At 62.6% G+C, this 23,169-nt stretch carries 18 protein-coding genes; 16 read left to right on the top strand and 2 right to left on the bottom strand.

Features of this window, described 5'->3' with window-relative positions; genetic code table 11:
• Positions 1-71 precede the first annotated feature (71 nt).
• Together Q7F16_RS12500 and Q7F16_RS12505 are read right to left on the bottom strand one after the other, a co-directional pair.
• Positions 72-3,350, bottom strand: coding sequence for an EAL domain-containing protein (locus Q7F16_RS12500; protein WP_046063470.1), 3,279 nt, complete (start codon positions 3,348-3,350; stop codon positions 72-74).
• Positions 3,351-3,418: 68 nt separating this feature from the next.
• Positions 3,419-4,309: a LysR family transcriptional regulator gene (locus Q7F16_RS12505; RefSeq protein ID WP_003203868.1), complete on the bottom strand. Its 891-nt coding sequence runs from the start codon at positions 4,307-4,309 to the stop codon at positions 3,419-3,421.
• Between the two features lie 156 nt (positions 4,310-4,465).
• Here Q7F16_RS12505 and leuC point away from each other — a divergent pair, with 156 nt between their 5' ends.
• From leuC to Q7F16_RS12585, 16 genes are all read left to right on the top strand, one after another.
• The gene (gene leuC / locus Q7F16_RS12510) at positions 4,466-5,884 is read left to right on the top strand and encodes a 3-isopropylmalate dehydratase large subunit (RefSeq protein WP_018612421.1); all 1,419 of its coding nucleotides are present in this window, start codon (positions 4,466-4,468) and stop codon (positions 5,882-5,884) included.
• Positions 5,885-5,895: 11 nt separating this feature from the next.
• On the top strand, positions 5,896-6,540 hold the full coding sequence (gene leuD / locus Q7F16_RS12515; protein WP_003203864.1) for a 3-isopropylmalate dehydratase small subunit: 645 nt from the start codon (positions 5,896-5,898) through the stop codon (positions 6,538-6,540).
• A 138-nt stretch (positions 6,541-6,678) separates the two neighbouring features.
• Positions 6,679-7,443 carry a class I SAM-dependent methyltransferase gene (locus Q7F16_RS12520; RefSeq protein ID WP_046063471.1) on the top strand — a complete coding sequence of 255 codons (765 nt, stop codon included), beginning with the start codon at positions 6,679-6,681 and terminating at the stop codon, positions 7,441-7,443.
• Between the two features lie 66 nt (positions 7,444-7,509).
• Positions 7,510-8,592: a 3-isopropylmalate dehydrogenase gene (gene leuB, locus Q7F16_RS12525; protein WP_095974437.1), complete on the top strand. Its 1,083-nt coding sequence runs from the start codon at positions 7,510-7,512 to the stop codon at positions 8,590-8,592.
• 54 nt (positions 8,593-8,646) lie between these two features.
• Positions 8,647-9,759: an aspartate-semialdehyde dehydrogenase gene (asd, locus tag Q7F16_RS12530; protein WP_003203857.1), complete on the top strand. Its 1,113-nt coding sequence runs from the start codon at positions 8,647-8,649 to the stop codon at positions 9,757-9,759.
• A gap of 252 nt (positions 9,760-10,011) precedes the next feature.
• A complete protein-coding gene (locus tag Q7F16_RS12535; protein WP_409556203.1) occupies positions 10,012-11,022 on the top strand; it encodes an aspartate-semialdehyde dehydrogenase in 1,011 nt (336 codons plus the stop codon).
• Positions 11,023-11,233: 211 nt separating this feature from the next.
• On the top strand, positions 11,234-13,828 hold the full coding sequence (locus Q7F16_RS12540; protein ID WP_409556204.1) for a FimV/HubP family polar landmark protein: 2,595 nt from the start codon (positions 11,234-11,236) through the stop codon (positions 13,826-13,828).
• A gap of 368 nt (positions 13,829-14,196) precedes the next feature.
• Positions 14,197-15,021, top strand: coding sequence for a tRNA pseudouridine(38-40) synthase TruA (truA, locus tag Q7F16_RS12545; RefSeq protein ID WP_018610821.1), 825 nt, complete (start codon positions 14,197-14,199; stop codon positions 15,019-15,021).
• Positions 15,022-15,084: 63 nt separating this feature from the next.
• Complete coding sequence (locus tag Q7F16_RS12550; protein WP_014337458.1) at positions 15,085-15,708, top strand: phosphoribosylanthranilate isomerase; 624 nt, start codon at positions 15,085-15,087, stop codon at positions 15,706-15,708.
• Positions 15,709-15,973: 265 nt separating this feature from the next.
• The gene (accD, locus tag Q7F16_RS12555; RefSeq protein WP_003203847.1) at positions 15,974-16,894 is read left to right on the top strand and encodes an acetyl-CoA carboxylase, carboxyltransferase subunit beta; all 921 of its coding nucleotides are present in this window, start codon (positions 15,974-15,976) and stop codon (positions 16,892-16,894) included.
• On the top strand, positions 16,891-18,198 hold the full coding sequence (gene folC / locus Q7F16_RS12560; RefSeq protein ID WP_409556205.1) for a bifunctional tetrahydrofolate synthase/dihydrofolate synthase: 1,308 nt from the start codon (positions 16,891-16,893) through the stop codon (positions 18,196-18,198). The genes accD and folC overlap by 4 nt, the downstream gene beginning before the upstream one ends.
• Positions 18,182-18,853 carry an SPOR domain-containing protein gene (locus tag Q7F16_RS12565; protein ID WP_014337460.1) on the top strand — a complete coding sequence of 224 codons (672 nt, stop codon included), beginning with the start codon at positions 18,182-18,184 and terminating at the stop codon, positions 18,851-18,853. The genes folC and Q7F16_RS12565 overlap by 17 nt, the downstream gene beginning before the upstream one ends.
• A gap of 89 nt (positions 18,854-18,942) precedes the next feature.
• On the top strand, positions 18,943-19,503 hold the full coding sequence (locus Q7F16_RS12570) for a CvpA family protein (RefSeq protein WP_003179770.1): 561 nt from the start codon (positions 18,943-18,945) through the stop codon (positions 19,501-19,503).
• 41 nt (positions 19,504-19,544) lie between these two features.
• Entirely contained in the window at positions 19,545-21,050 is a 1,506-nt protein-coding gene (gene purF, locus Q7F16_RS12575; RefSeq protein ID WP_003203840.1) for an amidophosphoribosyltransferase, read from the top strand.
• A 58-nt stretch (positions 21,051-21,108) separates the two neighbouring features.
• Positions 21,109-22,320 carry an O-succinylhomoserine sulfhydrylase gene (locus Q7F16_RS12580; protein ID WP_046063476.1) on the top strand — a complete coding sequence of 404 codons (1,212 nt, stop codon included), beginning with the start codon at positions 21,109-21,111 and terminating at the stop codon, positions 22,318-22,320.
• The gene (locus tag Q7F16_RS12585; RefSeq protein ID WP_003203835.1) at positions 22,317-23,090 is read left to right on the top strand and encodes an SDR family oxidoreductase; all 774 of its coding nucleotides are present in this window, start codon (positions 22,317-22,319) and stop codon (positions 23,088-23,090) included. Before Q7F16_RS12580 ends, Q7F16_RS12585 begins: the two co-directional genes overlap by 4 nt.
• Positions 23,091-23,169 lie beyond the last annotated feature (79 nt).

Consider the following 23,169-nt stretch of genomic DNA (forward strand, 5'->3'; position numbering starts at 1 on the left):
GTCGCCTGCAGTCGCGAGCAAGCTTTGCTCCCACATAAAATCCCCTCGCCATAAAGGCCCCATGTTCCAAATTAGGGCAACAACCGCTCAAACGCCTCCAGCGGCAACGGTCGGCTATGCAAATAACCCTGGTACAAATGACAACCAAGCCCTTGCAGGAATTGCAATTGCTCCAGGGTCTCCACGCCTTCGGCAATCATGATCAGGTTGAGGCTGCGGGCCATGGCGACGATGGCGCGGATGATTTCGGCGTCGTTGGGGTCGCTGGTGGCGTCGCGCACGAATGACTGGTCGATTTTCAACGTGTCTACCGGCAGGCGCTTGAGGTAGGTCAGCGACGAATAACCGGTGCCGAAATCATCCATGGCAAAGCTCACCCCCAGTTTCTTGAGTCGGCGCATCTTGGCGATGGTGTCGTCCAGGTTCTGGATCACGATGCCTTCGGTGATCTCCAGTTTCAGCAGGGAGAAGGGCAGGTCGTGAGCGATGAGGCTGTTTTCGATACGTTCGACGAAGTCGCTCTGGCGGAATTGCCGTGGGCTGATGTTCACGCACAGGCTGAATTGCTGGGGGTCGATCTTGCCCTTGGCGATCAGTTGCTTGAAGCCGTCGCAGGCTTCATCGAGGATCCAGGTCCCGACTTCGAGGATCAGGCCACTGTCCTCCAGCACTTTGATGAATTCGTTGGGCGACTGGGCGCCCAGGTCTGGGTGATGCCAGCGCACCAGGGCTTCGGCACCGATGATGCGGTTGTCCCGGGCATCGACCTGAGGCTGGAAATGCACGCTGAACTCACCACGGGCCAGGGCCAGGCGCAGGTCGGTCTCCATGCGCAACCGTTCGCTGGCGGCTTTTTGCATGGTGGCGTGAAACATCTGCGAGGTGTTGCGCCCTGAGTCCTTGGCGCGGTACAGCGCAATATCGGCGCGCTTGAGCAAATCGGTGGGTGTGGAGCCGTGGTCGGGAATCAGCGCAATACCGATGCTCGGCGTGACCTGCAGGCGCTGGCCATCGAGAAACATCGGCTCCGAGAGCAGTTCGCGCAGGGTGTCGGCCAGGGTTTGCACTTGCTTGCTGACTTCGTTGCGCGAACCTTCCAGGCCGCTGAGCAGCACCACGAATTCATCGCCGCCCAGTCGTGCGACGGTGTCTTCCAGGCGCACGCTGGCTTCCAGGCGCGCGGTGATGATCTTCAGCACGGTGTCGCCCACCGGGTGGCCGAGGGAGTCGTTGATGTGCTTGAAATGATCCAGATCGAGAAACAGCAGGGCGCCGCGCAGGTTGTGGCGCTTGAGCAGGGCGATCTGCTGGCTCAGCCGGTCCATCAGCAAGGCCCGGTTGGGCAGGTTGGTCAGCGGGTCGTGGTAGGCCAGGTGGCGGATCTGGGCTTCGGCATTGCGCAGCAGGCTCACGTCCCGGGCGGTCAGCAACAGGCACGCCGTTTCATTGAGGGTGATGGGCTCAACTGACACCTCGACCGTAAGGATTTCCCCCCGTTTATTGCGCCCGAGCATCTCCTGGTGGACTACGCGGCCCTTGAGTTGCAGCTCGGCCAGCAGGGCGGTGCGTTGTTTTTCTTCGGCCCAGATCCCCACTTCGTAGACCGTGTGCCCGATCACTTCGTCGGCGCGGTAGCCGGTCAGCCGGCAGAAGCCGTCGTTGACCTCAAGGTAGCGACCGCTTTCGAGTTCGGTGATGGTGATGGCGTCGGGGCTGGAATGAAACGCCTTGGCGAATTTCTCTTCGCTGGCCTTGAGGGCGGCTTCGGAGCGTTGTTGCTGGGTGATGTCCCGCAAGGTGGTGACGATGCAGGGCTGGTTGCCGACGTTGATTTGCCGGCTGGAAATCACGCAGGTTAGCGGCTGGCCGTTCTTATGGTGAACGACGATGGCGACATTGTTCAGTGATTGTTCGCGGATCACCCGCTCGATGCGTTGCAGGCTGCTGCCCGAGGCATCCCAGAGGCCGATTTCGTCGGCATCGAGGCCGATCACGTCGCTGGCGGTCCAGCCGAAGGTCTGGGTGAAACTGGAGTTGATCTCGAGGAACCGGCCGCTGTCCAGGTGGGTGACGCAGATCGGGTCGGGGCTTACCTGGAACAGCGTGGCGAATTTTTCTTCCGAGGCGGCCAGGCTCTGTTCGCGCTCCACCTGGTCGGTGATGTCCAGCAAGGTGCCGGCCATGCGCAAGGGGCTGCCGTCGTCGTTGCGGTAGAGGCGGGCGCGGCTTTCCAGGTAGCGCGAGCTGCCGTCCGGCAGTTGCACGCGGTAGGTCAACTGATAATTGCCCGCCGGGCCTTCGCGCAGGCTGCGATAGGCGTTGCGCATGTTGTTGCGCTCTTCCGTGGGGACGCCTTCGAAAAACGCATCGAACGATTCGTGGAACGGCTTGGGCTCCAGGCCATGGAGCTGCGCGGCCCGGGCCGAGCCGTAGAGCATGCCGCTGGGAATGTGCCAGTCCCAGGTGCCCAGTTGCGCCGAGTCGAGGGCCAAGTCCAGGCGTTCCTGGCTGTCCTTGAGGGCCTGTTCGGCGAGTTTGCGCTCGGTGGTGTCGAGAAAGGCGCTCAACAGGTAGGGTTGGCCCTCCAGCTCGACTTTCTGCGCGCTGAGCAAGCCGGTGTGGATCTGGCCATTGCTCGCCCGCAGTTCCACCTCCATGCTCGCCAGTTCGCCCTTGGCCTTGATGGCTTCCAGCAGTTTTGCCCGTTGCCCGGGGTCAACCCACAAGCCCAGTTCCAGGGTGGTGCGGCCAATCACATCGTGCAGCGGCCAGCCGAACAGGCTTTCGAAATACTGGTTGGCCTCGCTGATCAGCCCGTCCTCCTGGCGGGTCAGCAAAACCATGTTCGGGCACAGGTGAAAGAGCGTGGCGAAGCGTTTTTCCGAGCTGCGCAGCGCCTGTTCCCGCTCGCGCTGATGGGTGATTTCGCGGATCACCCCGATCATGCGCGGGCGACCATGCTTGTCGGGCAGCACGCTGCCGCTGATCTCCAGCCAGTGCAAGCTGCCATCGGGCCAGACGATGCGGTGGTGCATCGCCTGTTCCAGTGGCGCCCCGGCCACTGCCGCATGAAAGGCACGCAGGGCCTTGGCCCGGTCTTCGGGCAGCAACAGGTCCAGATAATCCACATCCGCTGGCAATGGCTGGCGCGGATCGAAGCCGAACAGCGCCTGGGTGCCCCGGGACCAACTGATTTGCCCGCTGTCGATGTCCCACGACCAGGCCCCCAGCCGCGCACCGTTCAGGGCGGCCAGCAACTGCGGCGCGCTGTCCCAGCTCTGCTCGGACCGTTTCGGGTCGAGCGCCTGGATGCGTGGCAAGGGCGGGAGGTGGTCAGCGGGTTTGGGCATTATCTAGCGAGCCTTGAGCGGGTTAGGGCATAAAGCACAGGCGTCAGGCCCTACAGGCGCGGCACAACCTATGCCCTTGTCCCTGGCAAATCGATTTGTGCGTCCAGTAAGGCCATGAAAGCCCGTGCGGCGTTCGACAGCGTCCGTTCGGTGTGCAAGATATAGCCTAGCTGGCGACTGAGTTGTATGCCCGGCAAAGGAATGCGCGCCACCTGTTCGTCGAGCATGGTGCGCGGCAAAACGCTCCAGGCCAGGCCGATGGAGACCATCATTTTTATGGTTTCCAGGTAATTCGTGCTCATGGCGATGTTCGGCGTCAGGCCCTGGGCTTCGAACAGCCGTCGCACGATGTGATGGGTAAACGTGTTGCCCCCCGGGAAAACCGCTGGATGCAAGGCAATGTCCGCCAGGCTGACCGCGCCGTTTTCCAGCAGCGCATGCTCCGGGGCGACCACGAAATCCAGCGGGTCGTCCCACACCGGCGTGGCCCGTACCAACGTGTGGGGTTCGGGGGCGAGGGTGATGACGGCCAGTTCCGCCCGGCCATGGAGGATTTCTTCGTAGGCCACTTCCGAATCCAGGAACTGGATATCCAGCGCCACCTGGGGGTAGCGTCGGGTGAACTCCCGCAATAACGGTGGCAGTCGGTGCAGGCCGATGTGGTGGCTGGTGGCGAGCGTCAGGCGTCCGGTCACTTCGCCGCTCAGGTTGGTCAGGGCACGGCGGGTGTCGTCCAGCACGTTGAGGATCTGATAGGCCCGTGGCAACAGGGCTCGGCCGGCCTCGGTCAGGCCCACTTCACGGCCGAGGCGGTCGAACAGGCGTACCTTGAGCTGCTGCTCGAGGCCGGCAATGCGCTTGCTGATGGCTGGCTGGGTCAGGTGCAGGCGTTCGCCGGCGCCGGAGAAACTGCCCGTCTCGGCGATGGCTATAAAGGCATTGAGGTTGGCGAGGTCCATGGCGGTTCCGGTCGAATTCCAGTTGGTTATGCAAAGTATGAAAAATATGAATTTGAGTTATTTAATGTAACCCCATAGGATCAGCCTCACAAGCCAAGGGGTTATTGATTCGGTCAAGGCCCGGGGCATAGAAACAAGCTGATGAGGAACCGTCTGATGGCCGGCAAAACGCTCTACGACAAGCTCTGGGATTCGCATTTGGTCAAGCAGCGCGACGATGGCTCGGCGCTGATCTACATCGATCGTCACATCATCCACGAAGTGACTTCGCCGCAAGCCTTCGAAGGCCTGCGCCTGGCCGGGCGCAAGCCTTGGCGCATCGATGCGAACATCGCGACCCCGGACCACAACGTACCGACCACGCCGGAGCGCAAGGGCGGCATCGAAGCCATTGCCGACCAGGTCTCGCGCTTGCAGGTCCAGACCCTCGACGATAACTGTGACGAATACGGCATCGTCGAATTCAAGATGAACGATGTGCGCCAAGGCATCGTCCACGTCATCGGCCCGGAGCAAGGCGCGACCTTGCCGGGCATGACCGTGGTCTGCGGCGACTCGCACACTTCGACCCACGGTGCTTTCGGGGCCCTGGCCCATGGCATCGGCACCTCCGAGGTGGAGCATGTGCTCGCCACCCAGTGCCTGGTCGCCAAGAAAATGAAAAACATGCTGGTGCGCGTCGAAGGCAAGTTGCCGTTCGGCGTGACCGCCAAGGACATCGTCCTGGCGGTGATCGGCAAGATCGGCACCGCCGGCGGTAACGGCCATGCCATCGAGTTCGCCGGCAGCGCGATCCGCGACTTGTCCGTCGAAGGCCGCATGACCATCTGCAACATGTCCATCGAGGCCGGTGCCCGCGTTGGCCTGGTGGCCGCCGATGAAAAAACCGTGGAATACGTCAAGGGCCGTCCGTTCTCGCCAAAAGGCGTGGAATGGGACATGGCGGTCGAGGCCTGGAAAGACCTGGTCTCCGATGCCGATGCCAAGTTCGACACCGTGGTCGAGCTCGACGCAACGCAGATCAAGCCGCAAGTCAGCTGGGGCACTTCGCCTGAGATGGTGTTGGCGGTGGACCAGAACGTACCGGATCCGGCCAAGGAAATGGACCTGGTCAAGCGTGACTCCATCGTCCGCGCCTTGAAATACATGGGCTTGAGCGCCAACCAGGCGATCACCGACATTCAGCTCGACCGCGTGTTCATCGGCTCTTGCACCAACTCGCGGATCGAAGACCTGCGCGCCGCTGCAGTGATCGCCAAGGGTCGCAAGGTTGCTTCGACCATCAAGCAGGCCATCGTGGTGCCGGGCTCGGGCCTGGTGAAGGCCCAGGCGGAAGCGGAAGGGCTGGACAAGATTTTCCTCGAGGCCGGTTTCGAATGGCGTGAGCCGGGGTGCTCGATGTGCCTGGCGATGAACCCGGACCGTTTGGAGTCGGGCGAGCATTGCGCCTCCACCTCCAACCGTAACTTCGAAGGCCGTCAGGGCGCCGGTGGCCGTACGCACCTGGTGAGCCCGGCCATGGCCGCGGCGGCGGCTGTCAACGGCCGTTTCGTCGATGTCCGCGAATTGATCTGAAGGAGCGCAGCATGAAAGCTTTTACCCAGCACACCGGTCTTGTCGCGCCTTTGGATCGTGCCAACGTCGACACCGACCAGATCATTCCCAAGCAGTTCTTGAAGTCCATCAAGCGCACCGGTTTCGGCCCGAACCTGTTTGACGAATGGCGTTACCTGGATGTCGGCCAGCCGTATCAGGACAACTCCAAGCGGCCGTTGAACAAGGATTTCGTGCTCAACGCCGAGCGTTACCAAGGCGCCAGCGTGTTGCTGGCCCGTGAGAACTTCGGCTGCGGCTCGAGCCGCGAGCACGCGCCATGGGCCCTGGAAGAGTACGGTTTCCGCAGCATCATTGCGCCGAGCTATGCCGACATCTTCTTCAACAACAGCTTCAAGAACGGCTTGCTGCCGATCATCCTCAGCGATGCTGACGTCGATGAGCTGTTCCAGCAGGTCGAGGCCAACCCAGGCTATCAACTGCAGATCGACCTGGCCGCCCAGACCGTGACCCGTCCTGACGGCAAGGTGCTGGGTTTCGAGATCGACGCGTTCCGCAAGCATTGCCTGCTCAATGGCCTGGACGATATCGGCCTGACTTTGCAGGACGGCGAGGCGATTGCCGCGTTCGAGGCCAAGCACCGGGCGAGCCAGCCTTGGTTGTTTCGCGATGCTTGATTTTGCGTAAGGCGTAAAGACGCCATCGCGAGCAAGCTCGCTCCCACATTGGATTTGCGGCGTTCACAAAGCCCCTGTGGGAGCGAGCTTGCTCGCGATAGGGCCCGCCCAGGCAATACAAAACCACAAGGACATCCCATGACCAGCACCGCCCACAGTCAGGTTGTACAAAAGCAATTCGGTGAACAGGCCTCGGCCTATCTGAGCAGTGCCGTGCACGCCCAGGGCGCTGAATTCGCGCTGCTACAAGCTGCATTGGCCGGCCGTGGCGATGCCCGGGTGCTGGACCTGGGGTGCGGCGCCGGCCATGTGAGTTTCCACGTGGCGCCGCTGGCCGGTGAAGTGGTGGCTTATGATTTGTCCCAGCAAATGCTCGACGTGGTCGCCACGGCGGCTGCCGAGCGTGGCCTGGGCAATATCAGCACGGTATGCGGCGCCGCTGAGCACCTGCCGTTCGCCGACGCTGAGTTCGACTTCGTGTTCAGCCGCTATTCGGCGCATCATTGGAGTGATCTGGGCCTGGCGTTGCGGGAAGTGCGCCGGGTGCTCAAACCGGGCGGGGTGATGGCGTTCATCGACATCCTGTCGCCAGGCACGCCGTTGCTGGACACCTACCTGCAAAGCATCGAAGTGCTGCGCGACACCAGCCACGTGCGCGATTATTCTGCCGGCGAGTGGTTGCGCCAGGTCAGCGAAGCGGGGTTGCACACCCGCAGCACCTCGCGCCAGCGCCTGCGCCTGGAATACCGCTCCTGGGTCGAGCGCATGCGCACCCCCGAGGTGATGCGGGCGGCGATTCTCCAGCTGCAGCGCGCGATGGGTGACGAAGTGCGTGAATATTTTGAGATTGAGGCCGATGGTTCGTTCAGTACAGATGTACTGGTGCTGTGGGCCGAGCGATAGCATTTTTCCCGGCCAGGCGTTGGGTACGAAGCCCAGGCATGTGCCGACAGAACAAACGAGGAAAGCATGAGCAAGCAGATTCTGATTCTCCCAGGTGATGGCATTGGCCCGGAAATCATGGCCGAAGCGGTCAAGGTCCTGGAGCTGGCGAACGACAAGTACGGCCTGGGCTTCGAACTCAGCCACGACGTGATTGGCGGCGCGGCCATCGACAAGCACGGCGTGCCCCTGGCCGATGAAACCCTGGACCGTGCCCGTGTAGCCGATGCCGTGCTGCTGGGCGCCGTGGGCGGCCCGAAATGGGACAAGATCGAACGCGACATCCGCCCCGAGCGCGGCCTGCTGAAGATTCGCGCGCAACTGGGCCTGTTCGGCAACCTGCGTCCGGCGATTCTCTACCCGCAACTGGCCGATGCATCGAGCCTGAAGCCGGAAATCGTCGCGGGCCTGGACATCCTCATCGTCCGCGAGCTGACCGGCGGCATCTACTTCGGCGCCCCGCGTGGCACCCGTGAGCTGGATAATGGCGAACGCCAGGCCTACGACACCCTGCCGTACAGCGAAAGCGAAATCCGCCGTATCGCCCGGGTCGGCTTCGACATGGCCCGCGTGCGTGGCAAGAAGCTGTGCTCGGTGGACAAGGCCAACGTACTGGCTTCCAGCCAACTGTGGCGTGAAGTGGTCGAGCAGGTGGCCAAGGATTACCCGGACATCGAGCTGAGCCACATGTACGTCGACAACGCCGCCATGCAACTGGTGCGTGCGCCGAAGCAGTTCGACGTGATCGTCACCGACAACATGTTCGGCGACATCCTGTCCGACGAAGCGTCGATGCTCACCGGCTCCATCGGCATGCTGCCGTCGGCCTCCCTGGATGCCAACAACAAGGGCATGTACGAGCCGTGCCACGGTTCGGCGCCGGACATCGCCGGGCAGGGCATTGCCAACCCGTTGGCGACCATCCTGTCGGTGTCGATGATGCTGCGCTACAGCTTCAACTTGAACGATGCCGCCGACGCGATCGAAAAAGCCGTCAGCGTGGTCTTGGACCAAGGCTTGCGCACCGGTGATATCTGGTCGCAAGGTTGTACCAAAGTCGGTACGCAGCAAATGGGCGATGCAGTAGTCGCCGCGCTGCGGAATCTGTAATCTTTCGGGCCCACCGCTCCGACGGTGGCCCACTTTTGTATAGGTGTAGTTGCGATGAAACGTGTAGGTCTGATCGGTTGGCGCGGCATGGTCGGTTCCGTGCTCATGCAGCGAATGCTGGAAGAGCAGGATTTCGATCTCATTGAGCCGGTGTTTTTCACCACTTCCAATGTCGGTGGCCAGGGCCCGTCCGTCGGCAAGGACACCGGTGCGCTCAAGGATGCCTACAGCATCGAAGAGCTCAAGACCCTCGACGTGATTCTGACCTGCCAGGGTGGCGACTACACCAGCGAAGTCTTCCCCAAGCTGCGTGAAGCCGGCTGGCAGGGTTACTGGATCGACGCCGCTTCCAGCCTGCGCATGCAGGACGACGCGGTGATCGTCCTCGACCCGGTGAACCGCAAGGTCATCGACCAGCAGCTGGACGCGGGCACCAAGAACTACATCGGCGGCAACTGCACCGTCAGCCTGATGTTGATGGGCCTGGGCGGCCTGTTCGAAGCCGGGCTGGTGGAGTGGATGAGCGCCATGACTTACCAGGCGGCGTCCGGTGCCGGCGCGCAGAACATGCGTGAGCTGATCAAGCAGATGGGCGCCACCCACGCCGCTGTCGCCGATGACCTGGCCAACCCGGCCAGTGCCATCCTCGACATCGACCGCAAGGTCGCCGAGGCGATGCGCAGCGATGCCTACCCGACCGAGAACTTCGGCGTACCGCTGGCCGGCAGCCTGATCCCCTGGATCGACAAGGAACTGCCCAACGGCCAGAGCCGCGAAGAGTGGAAGGCCCAGGCCGAAACCAACAAGATCCTGGGTCGCTTCAAGAGCCCGATTCCGGTGGACGGCATCTGCGTGCGCATCGGCGCCATGCGCTGCCACAGCCAGGCGCTGACCATCAAGCTGAACAAAGACGTGCCGATCGCCGACATCGAAGGGTTGATCAGCCAGCACAACCCTTGGGTCAAGCTGGTGCCGAACAATCGCGAAATCAGCATGCAGGAGCTGAGCCCGACCAAGGTCACCGGCACCCTGAACGTACCGGTGGGTCGTTTGCGCAAACTGAACATGGGTTCGCAATTCGTCGGTGCCTTCACCGTCGGCGACCAACTGCTGTGGGGCGCGGCCGAACCGCTGCGTCGCATGCTGCGGATCCTGCTCGAGCGTTGATCGATTACTGCTGTGAAAGAACCCGTGCCTTGTGAGAGGTGCGGGTTTTTTATTGGGGGCAGTTGTGTGCCTGGGCTGGCCCGATCGCGAGCAAGCTCGCTCCCACAGGTTTTGTGGTCTCTGAAGATCCCATGTGGGAGCGAGCCTGCTCGCGATGAGGCCAGCCCAGGCACTGCAAACCCTCCGGCCAATTGCCTGCATACCCACCACCCGGTAAAGTGCCGCTCCCCACGTTTTACCTGAGGTAGACCCATGAGCCAGTCCTTTGATATTGCCGTGATCGGCGCCACCGGTACTGTCGGCGAAACCCTCGTCCAGATTCTCGAAGAGCGGGATTTCCCGGTCGGTAACCTGCACCTGTTGGCCAGCAGCGAATCGGCAGGCAGCTCGGTGATGTTCCGCGGCAAAAACGTGCGGGTGCGCGAAGTCGACGAATTCGATTTCAGCAAAGTCCAACTGGTGTTCTTCGCCGCAGGTCCAGCGGTGACCCTGAGTTTCGCCCCGCGGGCCACGGCGGCTGGCTGTGCGCTGATCGACCTGTCCGGCGCCTTGCCGCCCGAGCAGGCGCCGCAGATCGTGCCGGAAGCCAACGCCCAGGTGCTCGCCGGTTTGAGCAAGCCGTTGCAGGTCAGCAGCCCCAGCGCGTCGGCCACGGCCTTGGCGGTCGTGCTGGCGCCGCTGCGCGAATGCCTGGACTTGCAGCGCATCAGCCTGACCGCCAGCCTCGCGGTGTCGGCCCAGGGCCGCGTGGCCGTGAGCGAATTGGCGCGCCAGACCGCCGAGCTGCTCAACGCCCGTCCACTGGAGCCGAAATTCTTTGATCGGCAGATGGCGTTCAACCTCCTGGCCCAGGTCGGCACCCCGGACGAGCAGGGCCATACGCAGCTGGAAAAACGCCTGGTCCGCGAGTTGCGCCAGGTGCTGAATCAACCTTTGTTAAAGATTTCCGTCACTTGCATTCAAGCCCCGGTGTTTTTTGGCGATAGCTTTAGCGTGACTGTGCAGTCTGCGAGTCCCATCGACCTGGCCAAGGTCAACGCGGCGTTGGAAGCGGCAGCCGGTATCGAGCTGGTGGAGGCGGGCGATTATCCGACGGCGGTGGGCGATGCGGTGGGGCAGGATGTGGTCTACGTTGGTCGTGTACGCGGTGGGATCGACGATCCGGCGGAACTAAATATGTGGCTGACGTCAGATAACGTGCGCAAGGGCGCGGCCCTCAATGCCGTGCAGGTGGCTGAGTTGTTGATAAAAGACTTGCTGTAAAAGATACTTGGCATCAATTTGTCGAATGATTCTAGCTGGGCGCTATGCTTGGCCGGAGTGCTGAAGGCGAACATCCCTCTGGGGGACTTTCCCGGGGCATGAGTGAAATGATCGCGCGCACCGTCACCATCGGGGCTGCGCGCAATGCCTTACGGCAGCGGCATCAATACCTTCTCGCTGGCCGAGGAATGTTCAAACAAAGGAAGAGGCTATGGTTCAAGTTCGCAAACTGGTGTTAGCAATAGCGGCCGCCTCGGCGCTGTCCTCCGGTATGGCGCAAGCGCTCGGGCTCGGGGAATTGACCCTGAAGTCGACGCCGAACCAGCCTCTGGTCGCCGAGATCGAGTTGCTCGACGTCCAGCAACTGACCGCCGCCGAAGTGGTGCCGAGCCTGGCCTCGCCCGATGACTTCGCCAAGGCCGGCGTCGACCGCCAGGCCTTTCTCAATGACCTGAGCTTCACCCCGGTGATCAACGCCAATGGCAAGAGCGTCCTGCGGGTAACGTCCAGCCGGCCGCTGTCCGAACCCATGGTCAAGTTCCTGGTGCAGGTGATGTGGCCTAACGGCCGTCTGCTGCGCGACTACAGCGTATTGCTCGATCCCTCCAAATTCTCGCCACAGGCCGCCGACGCCGCCGGGGCGAAACCGCCTCAGGTCGTGTCCACGCCGGTCACCGGGGCCACCAAGCCTTCGCAATACACCACCACGCCGCGCGATACTCTGTGGGAAATCGCCGCCAAGGCGCGCAACGGTGGGTCGGTCCAGCAAACCATGCTGGCGATCCAGGCGTTGAACCCTGACGCGTTCATCAACGGCAACATCAACCTGCTCAAGACCGGTCAGGTGTTGCGCCTGCCGGACCCGGTGCAAAGCACTGCATTGCCACAACCCCAGGCCATCGCTGAAGTGGCTGCGCAGAACGCCGCCTGGCGTTCGGGTCGTCGTGGCGTGGCGGGTGCTGGCAAGCAGCAGTTGGATGCCACTAAGCGTGGCCGTGGTGAAGGCGCGCCGGCACAGGCTGCCGGTCGCGACAACTTGAGCCTGGTGTCGGCTGACTCAGCGAAGGCGGGCGGCAAGGGCAAGGGGGCTGCCGGCGATGCCCAGGCGCTCTCCAACAAGCTTGCGGTCACCCAGGAAAGCCTCGATTCGGCTCGCCGGGATAACGAAGAACTGAAAAGCCGCATGGCGGATCTGCAGAGCCAGCTGGACAAACTGCAGCGCCTGATCGAGCTGAAGAACAATCAACTGGCCAAGATGCAGGCTGAAGGTGTCGCCGTTCCTCCTGCTGGCGAGGCGCCTCCTGCAATGTCCGCCGAGCTGACCCCCGCGCCAGCGGCACAAGCCCCGACGGCTGCACCTGCGCCAGAAGCGACCCCAGAGGCGACGCCGCCTGCCACTGCGGTCGAGCCGACGCCTGCCGCGTCCAACGCGCAAAAATACAACGACCTGCTGACCAATCCGATCCTGCTGGGATTGATTGGCGGCGGCGCGCTGCTCCTGCTGTTGCTGCTGTTGTTGCTCGCCCGTCGTCGCAAGGCCCAACAGGAAGCGGAAAAGCACTTGCGCATGGCACGGGCCCTCGAGGAGGAGGCTGACTTCTCCCCGGAGCTCGATCTGCCCCCGAGCAGCTTCGAGGGCATTGATGTTCCATCGCCTAGTGTAAAACTCGAGCCAAAACCTGCACCAGCTCCTGCGCCAGTACCCAAGCCGGCTCCGGTGGTCGCGCCCGTAGTGGTCACACCGCCTATCGCGGCGCCATTGGTGGCCCCAGCCGCCGAGCGCTCCGACGACGTGCTGCCCCAGGCCCAGTCCCATATCGACCGCGGCCGCTTGAACCAGGCTGCCGACCTGCTTGAGCAAGGCATCAAGGCCGAGCCCCAGCGCAGCGACCTGCGTTTGAAGCTGATGGAAGTCTACGGTCAGCAGGGCGACCGCGACGCCTTTGTTGCCCAGGAACGCCAATTGGTGGCCAATGGCGAAAACTTCGCCCAGGTCGAACAGCTGAAAAGCCGTTTCCCGGCCATGGTGGTCGCCACCGCCGCAGGCTTGGCCGCCGCGACAGTGGCAGCAGAGCTGGACGCGCAGTACGTCAAGGACCTGCTGGAAGACAAGTCGCCTACCGACGAGGAGCTGGACAGCGCCTTTGACTTGAGCCTGGATGACCTGGAGGCGGCCCCGGTCGCGCCGACGCCAGAGCCTGTCGCTGAGTTGGATGCGTTCCCGGAAGACGACGACCTGAGTTTCGAGTCGGTGCTCAAGCAGCAGACTGAAGCCAACGATAGCCTGGACGACCTGTCGGAATTCGACCTGGACCTGGGCGCCGATGCGCCGACCCCGATCCCGGCGCTCGACGATGAAGACTTCCTGCTGGACCTCGATGACGACCTCAAGGGCCTGGACTTGCCTGCGACTGAAGCGCCAGCCGTGGCCGACACCCCGGCCGACGATCTTGAGCTGCCGGCGGATTTCGATCTGTCCCTGTCTGACGAAATGGACGCGCACGATGCGCCCAAGGATGCCTTCGAGTCCGAGCTGGACGATGTAAACGCCGAGCTGGATCGCCTGTCCGACACTCTGGGTCAGCCGACGTTTACCGCCGAAGATGCCTTGGTCGGTGCTGAAGACGAGCCGGACTTCGACTTCCTCAGCGGTACCGACGAAGTGGCGACCAAGCTCGATCTGGCCCAGGCCTACATCGACATGGGCGACAACGACGGTGCCCGCGACATCCTCGGCGAAGTCCTCAGCGAAGGCGACGCCACCCAGAAGAGCGAAGCGCAGGAAATGTTGTCGCGTCTGGCGTGAGTCAGCGATTAAACAAAAACGGCAGCCGGTGAGGCTGCCGTTTTTTTTTGTAGGTAATTCACGCTGCTCTTGTGGCGAGGGAGCTTGCTCCCGCTGGGCTGAAGCAGCCCTTCCTGTGATGCTCCGGCTACTTTTGCGAGCGCTGCGCACTCGAGCGGGAGCAAGCTCCCTCGCCACAAGGACTTGTCTTGGTCTGAAAATCACCTGAGCCCCTGTGGGAGCGAGCTTGCTCGCGATAGCGCCACTCGAATCCAGCCCAGGACCATCGGTTGCACTGGCATCCCGCCCCGCCGGCCTTATAATGCCCGCCTTTGCGTACCTCAGCAGGCTGTAATTCCTTGGCAAACATAGACAACCCGGCCGCCGAAATGGCGGCCGACGGCTTTTTCCGGATCGCCTTGGGCGTTGAATACAAAGGCTCGCGCTACCGTGGCTGGCAGCGCCAGGCGTCCGGCGTATTGACGGTGCAGGAAACCCTTGAAAATGCGCTGTCCAAAGTCGCCGACTCGCCCGTTTCGCTGCATTGCGCCGGCCGTACCGATGCCGGCGTGCATGCCTGCGGCCAGGTGGTGCATTTCGACACCCAGGTCGAGCGTTCGATGAAGGCCTGGGTGATGGGCGCCAACATCAACTTGCCCCACGACGTCAGCGTCAGTTGGGCGAAGGTGATGCCAGCGCACTTCCATGCACGCTTCAAGGCCATCGCCCGGCGGTATCGCTACGTGATCTACAACGATCAGATCCGTCCGGCGCACCTGAACGAAGAGATCACCTGGAATCACCGCCCACTGGATGTCGAGCGCATGGCCGAGGCCGCGCAATACCTGGTTGGCGTCCATGATTTCAGCGCCTTCCGTGCCGGCCAGTGCCAGGCCAAGTCGCCGATCAAAGAGTTGCATCACCTGCGCGTGACTCGTCACGGCAAGATGATCGTGCTCGACATCCGCGCCAGCGCGTTCCTGCATCACATGGTGCGCAACATTGCCGGCGTGCTGATGACCATTGGTGCCGGCGAGCGGCCGGTGGAATGGATCAAGGAAGTGCTCGACAGTCGTGTCCGCCGCTCCGGTGGCGTCACGGCGCACCCGTTTGGCTTGTACCTGGTGCAGGTCGAGTATCGCGATGAGTTCGAGCTGCCGGAGCGTTACATCGGGCCACATTTCCTCACGGGCTTCTCGGAACTCGACGGCTGACGCCCTCCGCAGCATTTGCTACCATCCGGGACTTTCACGGATTTGCCTGAGGTTTTACCCACCATGCCGGTCGTTCGCAGCAAGATTTGCGGGATCACCCGCGTCGAGGACGCGTTGGCGGCGGTCGAGGCCGGGGCCGATGCCATCGGGCTGGTGTTCTACGCCAAGAGCCCGCGGGCGGTGACGGTGCAGCAGGCGAGGGCGATCGTCCAGGCTTTGCCGCCGTTCGTGACTCCGGTGGGCCTGTTCGTCAATGCCAGTCGTTGCGAGCTGGGCGAGATACTCGATGCGGTGCCGCTGGGCTTGTTGCAGTTCCATGGCGACGAAACCCCGGCCGATTGCGAAGGCTGGCATCGTCCGTACATCAAGGCGTTGCGGGTCAAGGCCGGGGATGATATCGCCGCCAGTTGCGCAGCTTTCGCCAGTGCCAGCGGCATTTTGCTGGACACCTATGTGGAAGGGGTTCCCGGCGGTACCGGCGAAGCATTCGACTGGTCGCTGGTGCCGCAAGGCCTGGGCAAGCCGATCATCCTGGCCGGTGGCCTGACGGCGGAAAACGTCGCCGCAGCCATTCGCCAGGTTCGCCCTTACGCGGTGGACGTGAGCGGCGGGGTGGAGCAGGGCAAGGGCATCAAGGACCCGGCAAAGATTCGTGCGTTCATGGCTGCTGTTCGCAACAGCCAGTAGTCAATGTGACGGCTGGCAGACTGCCGCCGTCCATACCTGCACTGTACAAAGCAGGCAGGCATCGCCTTCGGGTGGGCCGATAGCGTAGTGGCAACCGCAGTGCAGCGGTTGCCGGGATGGCTGAGGAGGTTGGGCTGCACGCAGGTCATGTTTCGCGCTGATCGTGGTGGCCTTTCGACCCTCGCCGCACAATGAATTTAGCTCAAGGGCATACGCGGGGCCGCGAACCAGAGCGTTCGGGCCGCCGGTACTGGAGAAAGAAAGCATGAGCAACTGGTTAGTAGACAAACTGATCCCTTCGATCATGCGTTCCGAGGTGAAGAAAAGCTCGGTGCCTGAAGGTCTGTGGCACAAGTGTCCATCCTGCGAGGCGGTGCTGTACCGTCCCGAGCTGGAAAAGACCCTGGACGTTTGCCCCAAGTGCAACCACCACATGCGCATCGGCGCGCGTGCCCGTATCGATATTTTCCTGGACGCTGAAGGTCGCGTGGAGCTGGGTGCCGACCTGGAGCCAGTGGACCGCCTGAAATTCCGCGACGGCAAGAAATACAAGGATCGCCTCACCGCTGCCCAGAAGCAGACCGGCGAAAAAGACGCCCTGATATCCATGAGTGGCACCCTGCTGGGCATGCCGGTGGTGGTCTCGGCCTTTGAATTCTCCTTCATGGGTGGCTCCATGGGCGCCATCGTCGGTGAGCGCTTCGTTCGTGCCGCCAACTACGCTTTGGAAAACCGTTGCCCGATGATCTGCTTCGCCGCTTCCGGCGGTGCGCGGATGCAAGAAGCGCTGATCTCCCTGATGCAAATGGCCAAGACCTCCGCGGTGCTGGCGCGTCTGCGCGAAGAAGGCATTCCGTTCATCTCGGTGCTGACCGACCCGGTCTATGGCGGTGTTTCCGCCAGTCTGGCGATGCTGGGTGACGTGATCGTCGGCGAGCCAAAAGCCCTGATCGGCTTTGCCGGCCCTCGTGTAATTGAACAGACCGTGCGTGAAAAACTGCCGGAAGGTTTCCAGCGCAGTGAGTTCCTGCTGGAGCACGGCGCCATCGACATGATCATCCATCGCCAGGAGCTGCGTCCGCGCCTGGGCAACCTGCTGGCACAACTGATGGGTCTGCCGACGCCGAAATTCGTCGCCGCACCGATCGAGCCGATCGTGGTTCCGCCAGTGCCTGCCGGGCTATGACCCAACGCACCCTGGGCGACTGGCTTGCCTACCTCGAGCAGTTGCATCCATCGGCCATCGACATGGGGTTGGAGCGCTCGCAAACGGTAGCGTCCCGCATGGGACTGGCCAAGCCGGCGCCCCGGGTCATCACCGTCACCGGCACCAACGGCAAGGGTTCGACCTGCGCCTTCGTGGCTTCGCTGCTGCGGGCCCAGGGGCTGAGTGTCGGTGTCTACAGCTCGCCGCACCTGCTGCGCTACAACGAGCGGGTGCAAGTGAACGGCGTCGAAGCCACTGACGCCCAGCTGTGCGAAGCCTTTGCCGCGGTGGAAGCCGGGCGAGGCGATACAACCCTCACTTATTTCGAGATGGGCACCCTGGCGGCGTTCTGGTTGTTTGCCCGTGCCGGTCTCGATGCGGTCGTGCTGGAAGTTGGTCTGGGTGGACGGCTGGATACGGTCAACCTGGTGGATGCGGACATTGCACTGGTCACCAGCATTGGCGTGGATCATGCCGATTACCTGGGCGATACCCGCGAATCCGTGGCCTTCGAGAAGGCCGGCATCTTTCGCCAGGGCGCGCCTGCGCTTTGTGGCGATCTCAATCCCCCCCAGCCGTTGCTGGACAAGGTTCGCGAATTGAACTGCCCGTTCTTTCTGCGCGGGCGGGATTTCGACCTGGCGATGACCGAGCAGCACTGGCAATGGCGCGGCAGCGACCTGCAGGGCAATCCGGTGGAATTGCACGATCTGCCCTTGCTGGACCTGCCGATGGAAAACGCCACGCTGGCGCTCCAGGCCTACCTGTTGCTGGGCTTGCCATGGGATGCCGGGCAAATCGTCCAGGCGCTGCAGGCGACCCGTGTGGTCGGGCGCCTCGATCGTCGTCAGTTCGATTGGCAAGGCAAGCGCCTGAACCTGTTGCTGGATGTCGGCCATAACCCCCACGCGGCGCAGTACCTGGCCGAGCGCCTGGCGCGGCGGCCCGTGGCAGGGCGGCGGCTGGCGGTGTTCGGGCTGCTGTCCGACAAGGATCTGGATGGCGTTGTCGAGGCGTTGGGTGCTAGTGTCCAGCATTGGGCGGTGACGCCATTGGATTCGCCGCGCTCGCGTACCGCGGTTGAGTTGCAGGAAGCCTTGCGGCGCCGCGGCGCTTCAGTGCAAGCCTACGCTAGCGTGGCCGCCGCGCTTGAAGGGCAGTGCGCCCTGGCAACGGCTGATGATGAAATCCTGCTGTTCGGATCATTTTTTTGTGTTGCCGAGGCCCTTCAATGGTTGGCCCGGCGCTCCACGGAGGAGGCTGCAGATGGCATTGCTGGATAAGGCGTACAAGCAGCGCATGGTCGGGGCCCTGGTGTTGGTGGCCCTGGCGGTTATTTTCCTGCCGATGCTGTTTTCCCGTCAGGACGAGCAGCGTCAGGTCACGGTCGACGCGCCGGCCGCGCCCCAGGCGCCTTCGGTGCCGCCTGTGCAGGTTGAGCCAGTGGTCGTGCCCGAGCCCCAGGCGTTGCCTCAGGAACCTGTGCCAAGCGACGAGGAATTGGCTGAGCAGCCTGCGGTGCCTTCTACGCCGATTGCACCTGCACCTGCCACGCCTGCCCCCGCCGCGCCAAGCAAACCGACTGTCGCGCCGGTGCCTGTTCCAGCAACACCTGCTATCAAGCCGGCCCCGAGCCAGCCGATCACTGCGGCGCCCACCAAGCCGGACACGACCCAGAGTCGTGTGGATGCCAATGGCCTGTCGGTCAGTTGGTCGGTGCAATTGGCCAGCCTGACCAGTCGCGAAAGTGCCGAGAACTTGCAGAAAACCCTGCGTAGCCAGGGCTACAACGCCTACATTCGTTCCGCCGATGGCAAGAACCGAGTGTTTGTCGGTCCGCTGATCGAACGTGCCGAGGCCGACCGCCTGCGTGACCTGCTCAGCCGCCAGCAGAACCTCAAGGGTTTCGTGGTGCGCTTCCAGCCAGAGCGCGGCTGACAGCGATTTGGCTGATTTGAATCACGCAGCTTACCGACAGCCCTGCGCTCTGCTAAAATGCGCCGCCTTATCCGTCTGTAGGCTGCACCGTGCCATTTACCTGGGTTGACTGGGCGATCGTTGCGATCGTCGCCATCTCCGCATTGATCAGTCTGAGCCGCGGCTTCGTCAAGGAAGCCCTCTCGCTGCTGACCTGGATCATCGCGGGAGTCGTAGCCTGGATGTTTGGTGGTTCGCTGTCCCAGTACCTCGCCGGATACATCGAAACTCCGTCGGCTCGCGTGATCGCGGGCTGTGCCATCTTGTTTATCGCCACCTTGCTGGTTGGCGCAATGATCAATTATCTGATCGGCGAACTGATTCGCGTCACCGGGCTTTCCGGGACGGACCGGTTCCTGGGCATGGCCTTTGGCGCGGCGCGTGGCGCGTTGCTGGTGGTCGTGGCCGTCGGGCTCTTGAGCCTGGGGCCGGTACAGCAGGATACGTGGTGGCAGGAGTCCCGGCTCGTGCCACAATTTCTATTGGTCGCAGACTGGTCCAAAAACCTGATCCTGGGTTGGAGCAGTCAGTGGCTTGCCAGCGGTATCAGCGTACCCGCTGAAATACCGTTCAAGGAACACCTCTTGCCGATGGCCAAAACGCCGCAGTAAGTGTTGTTCAGTTCAGATCCATTAAGTAGGGGTTGCGTCGCATGTGTGGCATCGTCGGTATCGTCGGTAAGTCGAACGTCAATCAGGCGCTGTATGACGCGCTAACCGTGCTCCAGCACCGCGGCCAGGACGCTGCCGGTATCGTGACCAGCCATGACGGCCGGTTATTCCTGCGCAAGGACAACGGCCTGGTGCGTGATGTGTTCCACCAGCGCCATATGCAGCGCCTGGTCGGTCACATGGGTATCGGCCACGTGCGCTACCCGACCGCGGGCAGCTCGACGTCGGCTGAAGCCCAGCCGTTCTACGTCAACTCGCCGTACGGCATCACCCTGGCGCACAACGGCAACCTGACCAACGTCGAGCAACTGGCCAAGGAGATCTACGAATCTGACTTGCGCCACGTCAACACCAATTCCGACTCGGAAGTGATGCTCAACGTCTTCGCTCATGAGCTGGCCCAGCGCGGCAAGCTGCAGCCTACCGAAGAAGACGTGTTCGCCGCCGTGACCGACGTGCACAACCGTTGCGTGGGCGGCTATGCGGTGGTGGCGATGATCACCGGCTACGGCATCGTCGGTTTCCGCGATCCCCACGGTATCCGCCCGATCGTATTCGGCCAGCGCCACACTGATGAAGGCGTCGAATACATGATCGCCTCCGAAAGCGTGTCCCTGGACGTGCTGGGCTTCACCCTGATTCGCGACCTGGCCCCGGGCGAAGCGGTCTACATCACTGAAGACGGCAAGCTGCACACCCGTCAGTGCGCGACCAACCCGTCCCTGACCCCATGCATCTTCGAGCACGTCTACCTGGCGCGTCCGGACTCGATCATCGACGGCGTCTCGGTCTACAAGGCCCGCCTGCGCATGGGTGAAAAACTGGCCGACAAGATCCTGCGCGAGCGTCCGGACCATGACATCGACGTGGTCATCCCGATCCCGGACACCAGCCGCACCGCGGCCCTGGAGCTGGCGAACCACCTGGGCGTCAAGTTCCGCGAAGGCTTCGTGAAGAACCGCTACATTGGCCGGACCTTCATCATGCCGGGTCAGGCTGCACGGAAAAAGTCCGTACGCCAGAAGCTCAACGCCATCGAACTGGAGTTCCGCGGCAAGAACGTGATGCTGGTGGACGACTCCATCGTGCGTGGCACCACGTGCAAGCAGATCATCCAGATGGCCCGTGAAGCTGGTGCCAAGAACGTGTATTTCTGCTCTGCGGCCCCGGCCGTGCGCTACCCTAACGTCTACGGCATCGACATGCCGAGTGCCCATGAGCTGATCGCTCATAACCGTACCACCCAGGACGTGGCCGACCTGATCGGTGCCGACTGGTTGATCTACCAGGACCTGCCGGACTTGATCGAAGCGGTCGGTGGCGGCAAGATCAAGATCGAGCACTTCGATTGCGCGGTATTCGACGGCAAGTACGTCACCGGCGACATCGACGAGGCCTACCTGAACAAGATCGAGAACGCACGTAACGATGCGTCCAAGGCCAAGACTCAGGCGGTCAGCGCGATCATCGATCTGTACAACAATTGATTAACCAACCGGCCCTGAGGGGCCGGTTTGCGTTTTAACCGATTTCAGGAGTGACAGCATGAGTCAGGATTGGGATGCCGGTCGGCTGAACAGCGACCTTGAAGGCGTAGCGTTCGATACCCTGGCGGTTCGCGCGGGTCAGCACCGTACACCGGAAGCCGAACATGGCGAGCCGATGTTTTTCACCTCCAGCTATGTGTTCCGCACCGCTGCCGATGCAGCCGCACGGTTTGCCGGCGAGGTGCCGGGTAACGTTTACTCGCGCTACACCAACCCGACCGTGCGGGCTTTCGAGGAGCGCATCGCCGCCCTGGAAGGCGCCGAGCAAGCCGTGGCCACTGCCACCGGCATGGCCGCGATCATGGCCGTGGTGATGAGCCTGTGCAGCGCTGGCGACCACGTACTGGTGTCGCGCAGCGTCTTCGGCTCGACCATCAGCCTGTTCGAAAAGTACTTCAAGCGTTTCGGCGTGGAAGTCGATTACGTACCCCTGGCGGACCTGTCCGCTTGGGATGCGGCAATCAAGGCCAATACCAAGCTGCTGTTCGTCGAATCGCCTTCCAACCCCCTGGCCGAACTGGTGGACATCGCCGCGCTGGCGGAAATCGCCCACGCCAAGGGCGCCATGCTGGTGGTCGATAACTGCTTCTGTACCCCGGCGCTGCAACAACCGCTGAAACTGGGTGCGGACGTGGTGGTGCATTCGGCGACCAAGTTCATCGACGGCCAGGGCCGTTGCATGGGGGGCGTGGTGGCCGGTCGTAGCGAGCAGATGAAGGAAGTGGTGGGCTTTTTGCGCACCGCAGGCCCCACCCTCAGCCCGTTCAACGCCTGGGTCTTCCTCAAGGGCCTGGAAACCCTCGGCCTGCGCATGAAAGCCCATTGCGCCAATGCCCAGGCCTTGGCCGAGTGGCTGGAGCAGCAGGACGGCATCGAGAAAGTGCATTACGCCGGCCTCAAGAGCCATCCGCAACACGACCTGGCCTTGCGTCAGCAACGCGGTTTCGGTGCGGTGGTGAGCTTTGAGGTCAAGGGGGGCAAGGAGGGCGCCTGGCGCTTCATTGATGCGACCCGGTTGATTTCCATCACCGCCAACCTGGGTGACAGCAAGACCACCATCACCCACCCGAGCACCACGTCCCACGGTCGCCTGTCGCCCCAGGAACGTGAATCGGCGGGTATTCGTGACAGCCTGATCCGCGTTGCGGTCGGTCTGGAAGACGTGGCCGACCTGCAAGCCGACCTGGCCCGCGGGTTGGCGGCCTTGTGATCGAGCTGGCTACGCCGCCGAGCGGCACTCATGGCCGGGTTGCACTGGTTACGGGCGCCGCACGGGGCATCGGCCTGGGCATCGCTGCCTGGTTGATCTGTGAAGGCTGGCAGGTGGTGCTGACCGACCTGGATCGCGAGCGCGGTTCCAAGGTGGCGAAGACCCTGGGCGACAATGCCTGGTTCATCGCCATGGATGTGGCGGACGAGGCGCAGGTCGCCACCGGTATCGCCGAGGTGCTCGGGCAGTTCGGGCGGCTCGACGCCCTGGTGTGCAACGCAGCCATCGCCGATCCGCACAACATCACCCTGGAAAGCCTGGACCTGGCTTATTGGAATCGGGTCCTGGCGGTGAACCTGGGTGGGCCGATGCTGCTGGCCAAGCACTGCGCGCCGTATCTGCGTGCCCACAACGGCGCCATCGTCAACCTGGCCTCGACCCGCGCCGCGCAATCGGAACCCGACACCGAAGCTTATGCGGCGAGCAAGGGCGGCTTGCTGGCCCTGACTCATGCCCTGGCCATCAGCCTTGGGCCGGAGATCCGCGTCAACGCCGTCAGCCCTGGCTGGATCGACGCGCGCGATCCCTCCCAGCGTCGCGCACAGCCGCTGACCGACGCCGATCACGCCCAGCATCCAGCGGGCAGGGTAGGCACTGTAGAGGATGTGGCGGCGATGGTGGCGTGGCTGTTGTCGCGCAATGCCGGTTTTGTCACGGGGCAGGAGTTCGTGGTGGACGGTGGCATGACCAAGAAAATGATTTATACGTAAGTGCTGTTGCGGGTGCCGTTTGAAACTGTTTTGAAAAAACTTCAACCCTGCTATTGACTTAGCTTCGGTACCTGCGTAA

The sequence above is a fragment of the Pseudomonas sp. Lb2C2 genome (assembly GCF_052112205.1).
Classification (GTDB): Bacteria; Pseudomonadota; Gammaproteobacteria; order Pseudomonadales; family Pseudomonadaceae; genus Aquipseudomonas; species Aquipseudomonas kilonensis.